Below are 14,264 nucleotides of genomic sequence, written 5' to 3' on the forward strand. Positions count from 1 at the left end.
CGGAGGCGTGACCTCACCCATAAGCGGGTCCGCACTGTGGTGCGGGTCTAGCCTTCCCGCATGAGCGTGCGTCAGCTCGCGTGGCGGGCCCTGTACGAGGTGCTCGCGGCGCGGGTGCGCCGGCCGGAGTGGGCCTTCATGAACTACGGCTACGCCCCTCTCGACGACGACGCCGAGCCGCTGGTCCTCGAGCCCGCCGACGAGCCGGACCGCATGTGCATCCAGCTCTACGAGCACGTCACCCGCGGCGTCGACCTGCGCGGCGTGGACGTGCTCGAGGTCGGGTCCGGACGCGGCGGCGGGTGCGCCTACCTCGCCCGCTACCGCGGGCCGCGGACCGTGACCGGTGTCGACCTCTCGCGGGCCGCCGTTGCCCTGTGCCGGCGCCACCGCCGCGCTCCCGGGCTCACCTTCGTCCAGGGCGACGCGCTCGACCTGCCCTTCCCGGACGGCGCCTTCGACGTCGTCGTCAACGTCGAGTCCTCCCACTGCTACCCCTCGGTCGAGACCTTCCTCACCGAGGTGCACCGGGTGCTGCGCCCGGGTGGCAGCCTCCTCCTCGCCGACCTGCGCGGGCGGGAGGAGATGACCGAGCTGTGGGCCACGCTCCGGGCGAGCCCGCTCGAGGTGGTCGACATCCGCGACATCACCGCGAACGTCGTCGCGGCGCTCGAGCGGGACGACGACCGGCGCCGGGCCCTCCTGGAGGCGTGGGTCCCGCGGCTCGTCCGCCGCCCCTTCGAGCGCTTCGCCGCGGTCGAGGGGAGCAGCACCCACGCGCGCTTCCGGTCCGGGCAGAACCGCTACACGAGCGCCCGGCTGGTCCGCCCGCCCGGGACGACGACGGCGCTCGCCTAGGCTGGTTGGCATGACAGTCGTGTACTACCTCCTCCTCTTCCTCCACTTCGTCGGCTGGGCCATCGTCCTGGGCGGGACCGTGACGAACCTGCGGACCCCGCGTCTCGCGCCCGGCGTCCTCCACGGTGCGCTCACCGCCCTCCTCACCGGAATCCTCATGACGGGCGTCGCGGAGATGAGCGACGACCTGCCGAGCCTCAACTACATGAAGATCGGCATCAAGCTCGTCATCGCTGCCGTCATCACCGCGCTGGTGATCGTGGCGAACCGCAAGAAGGAGCCGAGCCGCGCGCTCATCGGCTCCATCGCCGCGCTCACCGCGCTCAACATCGCCATCGCGGCGCTGTGGCGCTGACCCGCTGATGGGGATGCTGGGGGAGGCGCTCGTCCTCGTCGTCGTCATCGTCGGGCTCGTCGGCGCCGTCGTCCAGGTCGTCCCGGGCGGCGGGTTCCTCGTCGGGGCGGCCGCCCTCGTGTGGGCGGTCGTCACCGGCGGCACGGTCGGCTGGACTGTCGGGACCATCGCGGTCGTCGCCGTCGTCGGCGCGGAGATCGGCAAGTACGTGCTCGCCGGGCGCTACCTGGGTAAGGGCGGCGTCCCGAACCGCACCCTCGTCATCGGGGCGGCGCTCGGCGTCGTCGGCTTCTTCGTCATCCCCGTCATCGGGCTGCCGATCGGCTTCGTGGCCGGCGTCTACGCCGCCGAGAGCGCCCGGCTGCGCGACCAGCGCGAGGCGCGGCGCTCCACCGGCCGGGCGATGCGGGCCGTCGGCCTGGCGATCCTCGTCGAGCTGAGCGGCGCGATGATCGCGACCGGCGCGCTCCTCGTCGGCATGTGGCAGACCTGACGGCGGCGGTGTCGGTGGCAGGACCTACCCTGGAAGGGCCATGACCTCCCTCTTCGACAACCTGCCCGGGCTCATGGGCGGGAACCTGCCGCCCCTCGCCGCCGCCGTCCCCCCGCGCGGGGACGACGCGCCCTCCGCCGCCCCCGTGACGCCGCGCCAGGCGGACCTGCTCGAGGGCCTCAACCCGCAGCAGCGCGCGGCCGTCGTCCACCAGGGCGGGCCGCTGCTCATCGTCGCGGGCGCCGGCTCCGGCAAGACCCGCGTCCTCACCCACCGCATCGCCGGGCTCCTCGCCACCGGCCGCGCCCGGGCGGGGGAGGTGCTGGCGATCACCTTCACCAACAAGGCCGCCGCGGAGATGCGCGAGCGGGTCAGCGAGCTCGTCGGGCCCGTCGCCCGGCACATGTGGGTCTCCACCTTCCACTCCGCGTGCGTCCGGATCCTGCGCCGCGAGCACGCCACCCTCGGGCTGCGCTCGAGCTTCTCCATCTACGACGCCGCGGACTCCCAGCGCCTCATGGCCCTGGTCATGCGCCAGCTCGACCTCGACCCCAAGAAGTACCCGCCGAAGACCTTCTCGCGGAAGGTGTCGGACCTCAAGAACGAGCTCGTCGACCCGGACTCCTTCGCCGCGGAGGTCAGTGAGGGCAACGCCTTCGACACCGCGCTCGCCCAGGCCTACCGCCAGTACGACGCGCGGCTGCGCCAGGCGCACGCCCTCGACTTCGACGACCTCATCATGCAGACGGTCAACCTGCTCCAGGCCTTCCCGCACGTGGCCGAGCACTACCGCCGCCGCTTCCGGCACGTCCTCGTCGACGAGTACCAGGACACCAACCACGCCCAGTACGTGCTCATCCGCGAGCTCGCCGGGGTCGCCGACGACTCCACCGGCCTGCCGCCGGCCGAGCTCACCGTCGTCGGTGACGCGGACCAGTCGATCTACGCCTTCCGCGGCGCGACGATCCGCAACATCCTCGAGTTCGAGGCCGACTACCCCGACGCGACGACGATCCTGCTCGAGCAGAACTACCGCTCCACGCAGAACATCCTCACCGCCGCCAACGCCGTCATCTCGCGCAACCCGAACCGCCGCGCGAAGAACCTGTGGACCGACAGCGGCGCCGGCCCCCAGGTTGTCGGCTACGTCGCGGACTCCGAGCACCAGGAGGCCCGCTTCATCGCCGAGGAGATCGACCGCCTCGGCGACTCCGACGGCGTGCGGCCCGGCGACGTCGCCGTCTTCTACCGCACCAACGCCCAGTCCCGGGCGCTGGAGGAGGTGCTCGTCCGCGTCGGCATCCCCTACAAGGTGGTCGGCGGCACGCGCTTCTACGAGCGCAAGGAGATCAAGGACGCCCTCGCCTACCTGCGCGCCGTCGCCAACCCCGACGACGCCGTCAACCTCCGCCGCATCCTCAACGTGCCCAAGCGCGGGCTGGGGGAGCGGGCCGAGGCGATGCTCGCCGCGCACGCCGAGCGGGAGCGCATCTCCTTCGGCGGTGCGATCGAGCACGCCGCCGCTCCCGACGGCGCCGCCCCCGAGGTCCTCGGCCTCGCCACCCGCGGGCGCACCCAGGTGCGCGCCTTCCACGAGCTCATGACCGGCCTGCGCGACATGCTCGCCGCCGGGGCCGGACCCGCCGAGATCCTCGACGCCGCCCTCGACCGCTCCGGCTACCTCGCCGAGCTGCGCGCGAGCGAGGACCCGCAGGACGCCACCCGGGTGGAGAACCTCGCCGAGCTCCACGCCGTCGCCGCCGAGTTCTCCCAGACCGACCCCGACGGGGACCTCGGCGACTTCCTCGAGCGGGTCGCGCTCGTCGCCGACTCCGACCAGATCCCCGACGACGACGCCGAGAACCAGGGCCAGGTCACCCTGATGACCGTCCACACCGCCAAGGGCCTGGAGTTCCCGGTCGTCTTCGTCACCGGCCTGGAGGACGGCACCTTCCCCCACCAGCGTTCGCTGACCGACGAGAACGAGCTGGCCGAGGAGCGGCGCCTCGCCTACGTCGCGCTCACCCGCGCCCGCAAGCGCCTCTACCTCTCCCGCGCCGCGGTGCGCACGGCCTGGGGCATGCCCCAGCAGCTGCCGCCGAGCCGCTTCATCTCCGACATCCCCGAGGAGCTCCTCGACTGGCGCCGCGCCGAGTCCTCCACCGACGCCCTGCGCGGCGGCGGGTGGGGCTCGGGCGGCTTCGGCTACGGCGGTGGCCGTCCCGCGGGTGGCAGTGGTGCGCGCAGCGGCCCGGTGCGCACCCGCCGCAGCGAGCCGGAGACCCCGAGCTTCGGCTCGGCGGCCCCGCGCCCGGCGGGCGACATCCCCGGCTTCGACATCGGCGACAAGGTCACCCACGACTCCTACGGCCTGGGCACCGTCGTCGGCCTCGAGGGCTCCGGCTCCAGCGCGGTGGCGCAGATCGACTTCGGCGGCGGCCAGGTCAAGCGCCTCCTCCTCCGCTACGCCCCCGTCACCAAGCTCTAGCCGCGACCCCCACTCCCATCCGCGCCGACAGCGGAGTTGTTCCGCGGAACAACTCTGCTGTCGGTGAAGAGGGGGAGGGGTGCGGCGCGGCTCCCACGCGGCCGGGCGCGGCGCACCTAGCCTGGGCGCGACACGACTGTCGAGGAGGGCGGATGGCTCAGACCGCCGCGCCGGCTCGCCCCGGGCGCACGGCCCCCCGTCGTGCTCCCGCCCGGACCACCCCGAAGGCCGGGCACATCCACGGTCTGGACGGGCTGCGGGCGCTCGCCGTCGGCGCCGTCCTCGTCTACCACCTGCGCCCCACCTCGCTGCCCGGCGGCTTCCTCGGCGTCGACGTCTTCTTCGTCATCTCCGGCTTCCTCATCACCACCCTGCTGCTGCGCGAGCTCGGCTCCAAGGGCCGGGTAGACCTGCCGCGCTTCTGGCTGCGCCGCGCCCGGCGGCTGCTGCCCGCCCTCGTCAGTGTCGTCGTCGTCAGCGTGAGCCTGGCCGCGGCCGTCGGCGGCGACCTCCTCGTCAACATCGGCCGGCAGGTGCTCGGCGCGCTGACATTCTCGAACAACTGGCTCGAGATCGGCGCCGGCTCGAGCTACTTCACCCAGACCTCACCGCTGCTCTTCGTCAACTTCTGGTCCCTCGCGGTGGAGGAGCAGTTCTACCTCGTGTGGCCGCTGCTGCTCGGGCTGCTCCTCGCGCTCACGAGCACGGCCCGGCAGCGGGTGCGCCTCGCGCTCGCCGTCGCGACCGTCTCGGCGGTGCTCATGGCCGTGCTCTACACGCCCGGCGAGGACGCCACCCGCGTCTACTACGGCACCGACACCCACCTCTTCGGCCTCATGATCGGGGTGGCGCTCGCCTTCGCGTGGGCCTCCCCGCGCAGCTGGCTGCACTCCCCGGCGTGGCAGCGCTGGCGCCAGCCCGCCGCGCTCGTCGCGCTGGCCGGCCTGCTCCTCCTCATGGTCGTCCTCGACGAGGGCTCGGCCCTCACCTTCCGGGGCGGCATCCTCGCCGCCTCGCTCCTCACGGCTGTCCTGGTCGCGGCCCTGCTCGGGCCGGTCGGCCTCTACCAGCGGCTGCTGCGCATGCCGCCGGTCGCCTGGCTGGGGGAGCGGTCCTACGGCATCTACCTGTGGCACTGGCCGCTCATCCTCATCCTCACCGAGCTGCTGCCCGCCACCACCTACGACTCCGCGCTCAGCTGGACCACCCGGGCGCTCGCCCTGCTGCTCACGCTCGTCGTCGCCGGTGCCTCCTACCGGTGGCTGGAGATGCCGGTCCGTCGCGAGGGCTTCACCGGGCTGTGGCGGCGCTGGCTCACTGCGCTGCGCGGGGGCCGGCGTGCCGCGCAGGTGGTCGGTGGCGCCGCCGTCGTCCTCCTCGTCACGACCGCCGTGGCGGTGGCGACCGCGCCGACGACGTCGCTCACCCAGCAGCAGATCGAGGCCAACGAGGAGCTCCTCGCCGCGGCGGAGGAGGTCACCCAGGCCCCGCCCCCGCCCGCCGACTGGACCGTGCCCAGCGGGGAGGAGATCACCGGCTTCGGCGACTCCATCATGGTGACGAGCGCCCACGGCCTCACCTACCGCTGGCCCGAGATCGCCCTGGACGCCAAGTCCAACCGCCAGTGGCCCGACGGCCTGGCCGCGATCGAGCAGGCCGTCGCCCAGGGCACGGTGCGCCGCGCCGTCGTCCTCGACTTCGGGACCAACGCCGGCGTCGGGGACCCGGACGTCGTCCGTGCCGCGCTCGACGCGCTCGGCCCCAGCCGCATGGTCGTCGTCGTCAATCTCTACGGCGGCTCCCACTGGATCCCGGAGGCCAACGCGGCACTCGCCGACGTCGTCGCCGACTACCCCAACGCGATCATCGCGGACTGGTACGCCGCCATCGACGCCGAGCCGGACATGCTCCAGTCCGACGGCATCCACCCCGACATCGAGGGCGGCCACCTGTACACCGACGTCGTCGCCGAGGCGTTCGTCGAGCTGTCCGAGCGGATGCTGGAGGAGACTGCCGGTGAGTGACGTCGTCGTCGGCGAGGACGGCCTGGCTCGCCCCGCGTGGGCCGCCACGGACCCGCTGCTGCGCGAGTACTACGACACCGAGTGGGGCATGCCGGTGCGCGACGAGCGCGGCCTGTTCGAGCGGCTCAGCCTCGAGGCCTTCCAGTCCGGCCTCTCGTGGGCCACGATCCTGCGTAAGCGCCCCGCCTTCCGCTCCGCCTTCGCCGACTTCGACCCCGACGCCGTCTCCGCCTTCGACGACGGCGACGTCGCCCGGCTCATGGCAGACGCCGGCATCGTCCGCAACCGCCGCAAGGTCGACGCGACGATCGCCAACGCCCGCGCGACCGTCGCCCTGCGCGCCGACGGCGGCCTGCCCGCGCTCATCTGGTCCTTCCAGCCGGCCGAGACGCCCCGCCCGCGCACCTTCGCGGAGATCCCGACGACGTCGCCCGAGTCCGTCGCGCTCGCCAAGGAGCTCAAGGCCCGCGGCTTCCGGCACGTCGGCCCGACGACGATGTTCGCGCTCATGGAGGCCGTCGGGATCGTCGACACCCACCTCGTCGGCAGCCACCGCCGCGGGACCTCGGGGGTCTGGCCGGCGTAGGCCGGTGCTCCGGATGCCGGGCCGCCGCCGGGGTCCTAGCGTCTGCACCGAGCAGTCGGACGACAGGAGCACGCAGTGGGACGAGAGACGCCTGAGGCAGCGCACGACGCGTCGGCGGAGGCCGCCGAGCAGCAGGAGGAGGAGACCTCGAGCCTCGAACGGGCCGGCGAGGACGAGGAGGCCATCGAGGAGCGCCTCGGCTAGCTGCGCGGGGGCGGGCCGCCAGGAAGGTGCCACAACTGAGCCCGGCACGCGCCGCCACGCCGCGCGACGCGCCGTGGCAGGGCCCGATGGCGCCTCGGTCGAGCCCGCTTGTGGCACGCAGCAGCTCGGGGGAGAGGATGGACCCATGACCGAGCAGAGCAAGTGGGTCCGGATGACCCAGGACAACCCCCAGCACTCGCACTGGTACGTCGAGCGCTTCCGGAAGATGGCGGAGTCCGGCGCCGACCTCGTCGGTGAGGCGCGGCTGGTCGACGCGATGGTGCCGCGCGGGGCGCGGATCCTCGACGCCGGCTGCGGTCCGGGCCGCCACGGCGGCTACCTCGCCGCGCAGGGGCACACCGTCGTCGGCGTCGACGTCGACCCCGTGCTCATCGCCGCCGCGCAGGAGGACTTCCCCGGCGCGACGTGGGTGGTCGAGGACCTCGCCGAGCTCGACCTGCCCGCCCGGGGCATCGCCGAGCCCTTCGACGCGATCCTCTGCGCCGGCAACGTCATGACCTTCCTCGCGACGAGCACCCGGCGCGAGGTGCTGAGCCGGATGGCCCGCCACCTCACCCACGACGGCCGCGCCGTCATCGGCTTCGGCGCCGACCGCGGCTACGAGTTCGACGACTTCCTCGGCGACGCCGTCGCCGCCGGGCTCGTGGCCGACCACCTGCTCTCCACCTGGGACCTGCGCCCGGCCACCGAGGACTCCGACTTCCTCGTCGCCGTGCTCCGCCGCGCCTGACCTGACACCACCGACCCCGAGAGGACTCCATGACCGAGACCACCACCGCCCTGCCCGTCGGCACCTCCGAGCTGCGGGTCTCCCCGCTCGGCCTGGGCACGAACACCTTCAACGACCCGGGTGACCCGAAGCAGTTCCACGCGGTCCTCGACGGCTTCGTCGAGCGCGGCGGCACCTTCATCGACACCGCCGACATGTACTCCTACTGGGTGCCGGGCAACTCCGGCGGGGAGTCCGAGACGATCATCGGCCAGTGGGTGGCCGAGCGCCGCAACCGCGACGACGTCGTCATCGCCACCAAGGTCTCCGGCAAGCCCGACCTCCTCGGCCTCAAGCCCGAGACCGTGGTCCGCGGCGCCGAGGACTCCCTGCGCCGCCTGCGCACCGACCACATCGACCTCTTCTACGCCCACTACCAGGACGACGAGACGCCGATCGTCGAGAGCGCCGCCGCCTTCGACCGGCTCGTCACCGAGGGCAAGGTCCGCGCCGTCGCGCTGTCGAACTTCTCCGTCGCCGCCATCGAGGAGTGGTTCCGGGTCTGCGAGGAGAACGGCCTGGCCAAGCCCGTCGCGCTCCAGCCGCGCTACTCCCTCGTCTCCCGCGAGTACGAGACCGGCCTGGCCGGCCTCGCCCAGCGCCTGGGCATGTCCGTCTTCCCCTACCAGGTGCTCGCCGGCGGCTTCCTCACCGGCAAGTACCGCACGGAGGCCGACACCGAGGGCCGCGCCCGCGGCGCCGCCGTCAAGCGCTACCTCACCACCGAGGGGCTGCGGGTCCTCGACGTGCTCGACGCCGTCGCCCGGGAGCACGGCACCGACCCGGCCTCCGTCGCCCTTGCGTGGGCGACGGTGAACGGCAAGGTCACGGCCCCGCTCGCCGCCGCGACGAGCCCCGAGCAGCTCGACCAGCTCTTCGCCGCGGTGGCCCTGGAGCTCACCGCCGAGCAGGTGCAGCGCCTCGACGAGGTCTCCGCCAGCTTCGTCTGACAGCGGCCGGGCCGGTCCGGCGACGGACCGGCCCGGGTGGGCCCTGTCGGGCCGGGCGGGTACAGTGGACGGAGATGTCTCGATGTCGAGGCATTCCGAGAACGTCGATGAGAGGACTGACCTGGTGGACCTTTTCGAGTACCAGGCACGGGACGTGTTCGAGAAGCACGGGGTACCCGTCCTGGGCGGGATCGTGGCGACCACGCCGGCAGAGGCACGTGCCGCGGCCGAGCAGCTGGGTGGGGGGACCGTCGTCGTCAAGGCACAGGTCAAGACCGGCGGCCGCGGCAAGGCGGGCGGCGTCAAGCTCGCCCACAGCCCGGAGGAGGCCGAGGCCCGCGCGAGCGAGATCCTCGGCATGGACATCAAGGGCCACACCGTCCACCGCGTGATGATCGCCGAGGGCGCGAAGATCGCCGAGGAGTTCTACTTCTCGGTGCTCCTCGACCGCGCCGAGCGCCGCTACCTGGCCATGGCCAGCGTCGAGGGCGGCATGGAGATCGAGCAGCTGGCCGTCGAGCGCCCCGAGGCGCTCGCGCGCGTCCCCGTCGACCCGATGACCGGGATCGACGAGGCCAAGGCGCAGGAGATCGTCTCCGCCGCCGGCTTCTCCGCGGACGTGGCCGACGCCGTCGCCGACGTCATCCAGAAGCTGTGGACCGTCTACGCGAGCGAGGACGCGACCCTCGTCGAGGTCAACCCCCTCGTGCGCACCGAGGACGGCAAGATCATCGCCCTCGACGGCAAGGTGACGATCGACGCGAACGCCGACTTCCGTCACCCCGAGCACGCCGAGCTCGAGGACAAGGACGCCGCCGACCCGCTCGAGGCCAAGGCCAAGGAGCTGGGCCTCAACTACGTCAAGCTCGACGGCGAGGTCGGCATCATCGGCAACGGCGCGGGTCTCGTCATGAGCACCCTCGACGTCGTCGCCTACGCGGGCGAGCAGTACGGCGTCGGACCGGCGAACTTCCTCGACATCGGCGGCGGTGCGAACGCCGAGGTCATGGCGAACGGGCTGGACGTCATCCTCGGTGACGAGCAGGTCAAGAGCGTCTTCGTCAACGTCTTCGGCGGCATCACCGCGTGTGACCAGGTCGCCAGCGGCATCGTCAAGGCGCTGGAGATCCTCGGTGACTCCGCCACCAAGCCGCTCGTCGTCCGCCTGGACGGCAACAACGTGGTCGAGGGTCGTCGCATCCTCGACGAGGCCAACCACCCGCTGGTCACCATGGTGGACACGATGGACGACGCCGCGGCCAAGGCCGCCGAGCTCGCGAAGTAAGGACGGGACAACAGCATGTCGATCTTCCTCGACGCGAACTCGCGCGTCATCGTCCAGGGCATGACCGGTGCCGAGGGCCAGAAGCACACCCGCCGGATGCTCGGTTCGGGCACCCAGGTCGTCGGCGGCGTCAACCCGCGCAAGGCCGGCACGAGCGTCGACTTCGACGTCACCCCCATCGGCCCCGGCGCCGAGGAGCGGAGCGCCGGCACGGTCTCCGTGCCCGTGTACGGCACTGTGGCCGAGGCGATGGAGGCCACCGGCGCCAACGTCTCGGTCATCTTCGTGCCGCCGGCCCACACCAAGGGTGCGGTCATCGAGGCCGTCGACGCCGGCATGCCGCTCGTCGTCATCATCACCGAGGGCGTCCCGGTGGCCGACACCGCCGAGTTCTTCACCTACGCGGAGAGCAAGGGCGTGCGGCTCATCGGCCCCAACTGCCCCGGCATCATCAGCCCCGGCAAGTCCAACGTCGGCATCACGCCCGCGGACATCACCGGCCCGGGCCGCATCGGCCTCGTGTCGAAGTCCGGCACGCTGACCTACCAGATGATGTACGAGCTGCGGGACATCGGCTTCACCACCGCCATCGGCATCGGCGGGGACCCGATCATCGGGACCACCCACATCGACGCCCTCGCGGCCTTCGAGGCGGACCCCGACACCGAGCTCATCGTCATGATCGGTGAGATCGGTGGCGACGCCGAGGAGCGGGCCGCGGCGTTCATCAAGGAGAACGTCACCAAGCCGGTCGTCGGCTACGTCGCCGGGTTCACCGCGCCCGAGGGCAAGACGATGGGCCACGCCGGCGCCATCGTGTCCGGCTCCTCCGGCACCGCCGAGGCGAAGAAGGAGGCTCTCGAGGCCGCCGGCGTCAAGGTCGGCAAGACCCCGAGCGAGACCGCGCGCCTGGCGCGCGAGCTGCTCCAGGGCTGAGCACTCCGCACCACCCACGACGGGCCCGCCGCGCACTTGCGCGGCGGGCCCTCGTGCACTCAGCGTGACGGTGCCGGCGCGTGCGACGTCCTGCGCCGGCGCACGAGGAGGAGGACCCCACCGGCGACGAGGGTGAGCGCGGCGAGCAGGACGGCCCACGGCTCCACGCCTGTGATCGGGAGGGCCCCGGCGTCAGGTGCGGCGCCGGGCGCCGTCGGACCGGCGTCGGCGTCCGGGGCGGGGGACGGCGTCTCGGACGGGGCCGGCGGGGCGGTGGGCTCCGGGTCCTCGGCTGGCGGGTCCGTCGGCTGGGCGTCGACCGTCACGTGGTGGAGCATGACGGTGTTGTTCGTCGTCGTGCCGCTGCCGGCGTAGTCGTACGAGGAGTCCCCGGAGTTGTTGATCCGGAACCCGAAGCCGCCGGCCGTGTTCGCGCCCAGGGCGCCGGAGTCGTCCGTCCACGAGATGTCCACCTCGTTGGGCAGGCCCTGCTCGGTCTGCAGCGGGGTCCGCGCCGACTCGGTCGACCCCTGCACGCGCAGGGTGTCCCCGGTGGTCGAGACGGTGATCGTGCTCCTCGGCATGAACGCCGCGGTCCGCAGCGGCTCGGTCAGCGGCGTCTGCTCGTCGCCGTCGTACTCGTAGAGCGTCCACATCGTCGCGTTGGAGCCGCCGACGGGCGTGCGCTCCACCCGCAGCCCGTACCCGGTGCGGGAGGCCGGGTCGTACTTGACGTAGATGTCCATGTAGTGGCCGTTGCCGCCGAAGCCCTGGCCCTCGACCTTGCCGGTCGAGTACTCGAGCTCGAGGGACATGTCCTCGTACCCGCCGTCCTGGCCGAAGACGAGCCTGGTCCCCGCGCTGCCGGAGTTGCTCTGCAGGCCCCAGATCCCGTCCGCGCCGTTGGTGCCGATGCCCCAGCCCCACGGCACGGCCGTCCCGCTGACCCGGTCGAAGAACCAGCGGCCGGTCGTGGTCGTGTGGTCCTCGTGGGTGATGTGGACGTTCTTGAAGTCGGTGGACAGGGACGTCTCGGTGACGTCGTCGGCGGTGATCGGGCGCGTCGTGCGCACGGTGACGGGCTCGCCGGCGTCGCTGAACTCGTACGTCGGGGTGATGACCGCACGCAGGTAGGACCCGACGTCGTACCTGCTCAGCGGGTACTCGGTGAACGGGTCGTCGATGAAGAAACCCGCCTCGTCGTTGCGCATGGTGCCGATGTGCACGCCGTCGGTCGTGTCCGGCCCGCTCTCGCGGTACCAGTCGATGACCGAGGTGTCCCGGTAGCCCGGCTGGTCGAGCGTGTAGTCGAGCGACGCGACGTTCTCACCGACGGTGATCGCGGTGCCCGACACGACGGGCGCGTCGACCGGCACGGGGCGGATCCGCAGGGTCGCGCCGGCCGAGATGCCGCTCGGCAGGGTGGCCGTCGCGATCGTCTCGATGACCGCTGCGGTGTCGTTGGGCCGGGCGGTGAGGGTGAGGGTGCCGGTCGCGGGGTCGACGGTGCCGTCGAGAAGGCTCGTGTCGTAGTCCCACGTGACGTCGGCGAGGTCGACCGAGCCCACCGGGGCGGGCGCGGGGGTGAGGACGGCGGTGTTCCTCTCGCCGACCTCGTCGGAGTACATCGTCTTGCCCGTGGCGCCGACGACGAAGCGGTAGGGCAGGTTCGCGTAGGGCGCCCACTCGGCGTCCAGCTGGCCCTTGGGGTCCCACCCGTCGTCGCCCTTGAGGAGGTTGTAGACGTTGTACTCGTCACCGACCTTGAAGGCGTTGAGCGCCTCGCCCTGCAGGGTCACCGAGGTCTGCGGCTCGGCCGGGCTGATGACGAGCGGCTCGCCGTCGTCGCCGATCGTGTTGTTCGCGACGAAGTGCCGCGCGTCCTCGCGCACGACGTTCTCCCACTCGACGGACTCGATCCGGCCGGTGAACCGGGTGTCGAGGACGGCGAAGAGGGCGTTCGCGTCCGGTCCGATCGCGTTGGACTGCTTGGCGAGGAACAGGTCCGTGCTCGTCATCTGCGGCATCCCGACCAGCGTGCTGCCGAGCACGGCGGTGAGGCCGCCCTCGTTGGCGCCGTTGAACGAGGGGTGGTTGCCGTAGAGGTGGAAGGTGCAGTTCTCGTAGACGACCGTGTCGCCGGAGAAGATCGCGTCGTCGGTCAGCTGGAAGAAGCTGTCGAGGAAGTAGGCGCGGACGGGCTCCAGGGTGTACATGAGGTTGAGGAAGCCGATGAAGCGCATGTTCTCGAAGTGCAGCCGGTCCGGTGCCCCGGTGCCGTGCGCGCGGGTGAGCACCTCCGCGTGGTTCTTCGAGTCCAGGCGCTTGTCGACGTTCTGGGAGGGGTCGCGCGGGTAGACGAGGTCTTCCTGCGCGTAGTTGCCGATGGTGATGTTCTCGGCGTGGAAGCCGGTGGAGATGCCCAGGGTGTACCAGCTGCCGTCCGCGCCCAGGCCGCTCTCCCCGCCCTCGCCGCGGTTGCCGGCGATGACCGTGTCCGTCGCGTCGTCCGTGAGGCCGAGGAAGGTGACGTCCTCGCCCAGGATGCTCAGGCCGATGTTCGGTCCCTCGATGACCCCGCCCTCGCGGTAGGTCTGGTCGGTCCAGTACACGCCGGGCGCGACGTAGACGGTCGTGCTCTCGGGCAGCGTGAGCTCCCGCTCGTCCGCGGAGAGCGTGCCGAGGGTCTGCAGCGACGCCGCGACGTAGGGGTTCTCCAGCTCCTCCGGGGAGGCGTAGGCGTTGAGCAGGCGGTGGGTCTCGTCGACCTGGACCCACTTCGCGTACAGCGTCGTGGGGGCGTCCACGGTGCCGTTGAGGAAGTCCCACATGTGGGCGCTGGCGGCCGCGTCGGTGTACCAGCCCACGAACACCCACCCGTCCCTCGTCGGCCGCTCCGGGGCCGCGACGGTGTCCCCGGCCTCGACCTGCTGGGTGGGCACCGGGGTGCCGCCGGCGGAGTCGAAGGTGACGGTCACCTCGGCGTCCGGGGCGGCGTCGGCGACGACGGGCGGGGGCGCCGCGGTGGCGGCGGGCGCGGCCGCCGGCGCACCGCCCAGGACGGACAGCCCGACGGTGAGGGCGAGCGTGATGCTGAGAGCTAGCTGGTTCCGCACTGTGCACTCCTTCGTGCTGTGAAAACGTTTCCCCTGGACGTTCGGAGTGGAAACTAGCACAGTCCGTTCATCGGCCACCGGCATACCGGACGGCGGTCTTCGTGCAGCGACGCGCAGCGGTCGCCCGGGACACACCGCCGCGACACGCCGCCGTCCTCACGCGCTGCCGCCGCCCGGTC

At 72.2% G+C, this 14,264-nt stretch carries 12 protein-coding genes; 11 read left to right on the top strand and 1 reads right to left on the bottom strand.

Annotation, left to right across the window (positions count from 1 at the left end; genetic code table 11):
• Positions 1-60: 60 nt before the first annotated feature.
• The 11 genes from AA0005_RS04490 to sucD all read left to right on the top strand — a co-directional run bounded on the left by AA0005_RS04490 (position 61) and on the right by sucD (position 10,969).
• Entirely contained in the window at positions 61-858 is a 798-nt protein-coding gene (locus AA0005_RS04490) for a class I SAM-dependent methyltransferase (protein WP_413452212.1), read from the top strand.
• Between the two features lie 10 nt (positions 859-868).
• Positions 869-1,213: a hypothetical protein gene (locus AA0005_RS04495; RefSeq protein WP_413452213.1), complete on the top strand. Its 345-nt coding sequence runs from the start codon at positions 869-871 to the stop codon at positions 1,211-1,213.
• 7 nt (positions 1,214-1,220) lie between these two features.
• Positions 1,221-1,706: a DUF456 domain-containing protein gene (locus AA0005_RS04500; RefSeq protein ID WP_413452214.1), complete on the top strand. Its 486-nt coding sequence runs from the start codon at positions 1,221-1,223 to the stop codon at positions 1,704-1,706.
• A 40-nt stretch (positions 1,707-1,746) separates the two neighbouring features.
• Positions 1,747-4,194, top strand: coding sequence for a DNA helicase PcrA (gene pcrA / locus AA0005_RS04505; protein ID WP_413452215.1), 2,448 nt, complete (start codon positions 1,747-1,749; stop codon positions 4,192-4,194).
• Positions 4,195-4,346: 152 nt separating this feature from the next.
• A complete protein-coding gene (locus AA0005_RS04510) occupies positions 4,347-6,218 on the top strand; it encodes an acyltransferase family protein (RefSeq protein WP_413452216.1) in 1,872 nt (623 codons plus the stop codon).
• Positions 6,205-6,804, top strand: a complete 600-nt coding sequence (locus tag AA0005_RS04515; RefSeq protein ID WP_413453060.1) for a DNA-3-methyladenine glycosylase I — start codon at positions 6,205-6,207, stop codon at positions 6,802-6,804. The genes AA0005_RS04510 and AA0005_RS04515 overlap by 14 nt, the downstream gene beginning before the upstream one ends.
• A 75-nt stretch (positions 6,805-6,879) precedes the next feature.
• The gene (locus AA0005_RS04520) at positions 6,880-7,008 is read left to right on the top strand and encodes a hypothetical protein (protein WP_413452217.1); all 129 of its coding nucleotides are present in this window, start codon (positions 6,880-6,882) and stop codon (positions 7,006-7,008) included.
• A gap of 145 nt (positions 7,009-7,153) precedes the next feature.
• A complete protein-coding gene (locus AA0005_RS04525) occupies positions 7,154-7,759 on the top strand; it encodes a class I SAM-dependent methyltransferase (RefSeq protein ID WP_413452218.1) in 606 nt (201 codons plus the stop codon).
• A 29-nt stretch (positions 7,760-7,788) separates the two neighbouring features.
• On the top strand, positions 7,789-8,748 hold the full coding sequence (locus AA0005_RS04530; RefSeq protein ID WP_413452219.1) for an aldo/keto reductase: 960 nt from the start codon (positions 7,789-7,791) through the stop codon (positions 8,746-8,748).
• A gap of 124 nt (positions 8,749-8,872) precedes the next feature.
• Complete coding sequence (gene sucC / locus AA0005_RS04535; RefSeq protein WP_413452220.1) at positions 8,873-10,033, top strand: ADP-forming succinate--CoA ligase subunit beta; 1,161 nt, start codon at positions 8,873-8,875, stop codon at positions 10,031-10,033.
• Positions 10,034-10,048: 15 nt separating this feature from the next.
• Positions 10,049-10,969 carry a succinate--CoA ligase subunit alpha gene (gene sucD, locus AA0005_RS04540; protein ID WP_413452221.1) on the top strand — a complete coding sequence of 307 codons (921 nt, stop codon included), beginning with the start codon at positions 10,049-10,051 and terminating at the stop codon, positions 10,967-10,969.
• A 59-nt stretch (positions 10,970-11,028) separates the two neighbouring features.
• On the opposite strand, the gene AA0005_RS04545 is transcribed toward sucD, so the two are convergent.
• The gene (locus tag AA0005_RS04545) at positions 11,029-14,085 is read right to left on the bottom strand and encodes an InlB B-repeat-containing protein (protein WP_413452222.1); all 3,057 of its coding nucleotides are present in this window, start codon (positions 14,083-14,085) and stop codon (positions 11,029-11,031) included.
• Positions 14,086-14,264: the final 179 nt, after the last annotated feature.

Origin of the sequence: Georgenia phoenicis (assembly GCF_047302425.1) — a bacterium.
Classification (GTDB): domain Bacteria; phylum Actinomycetota; class Actinomycetes; order Actinomycetales; family Actinomycetaceae; genus Oceanitalea.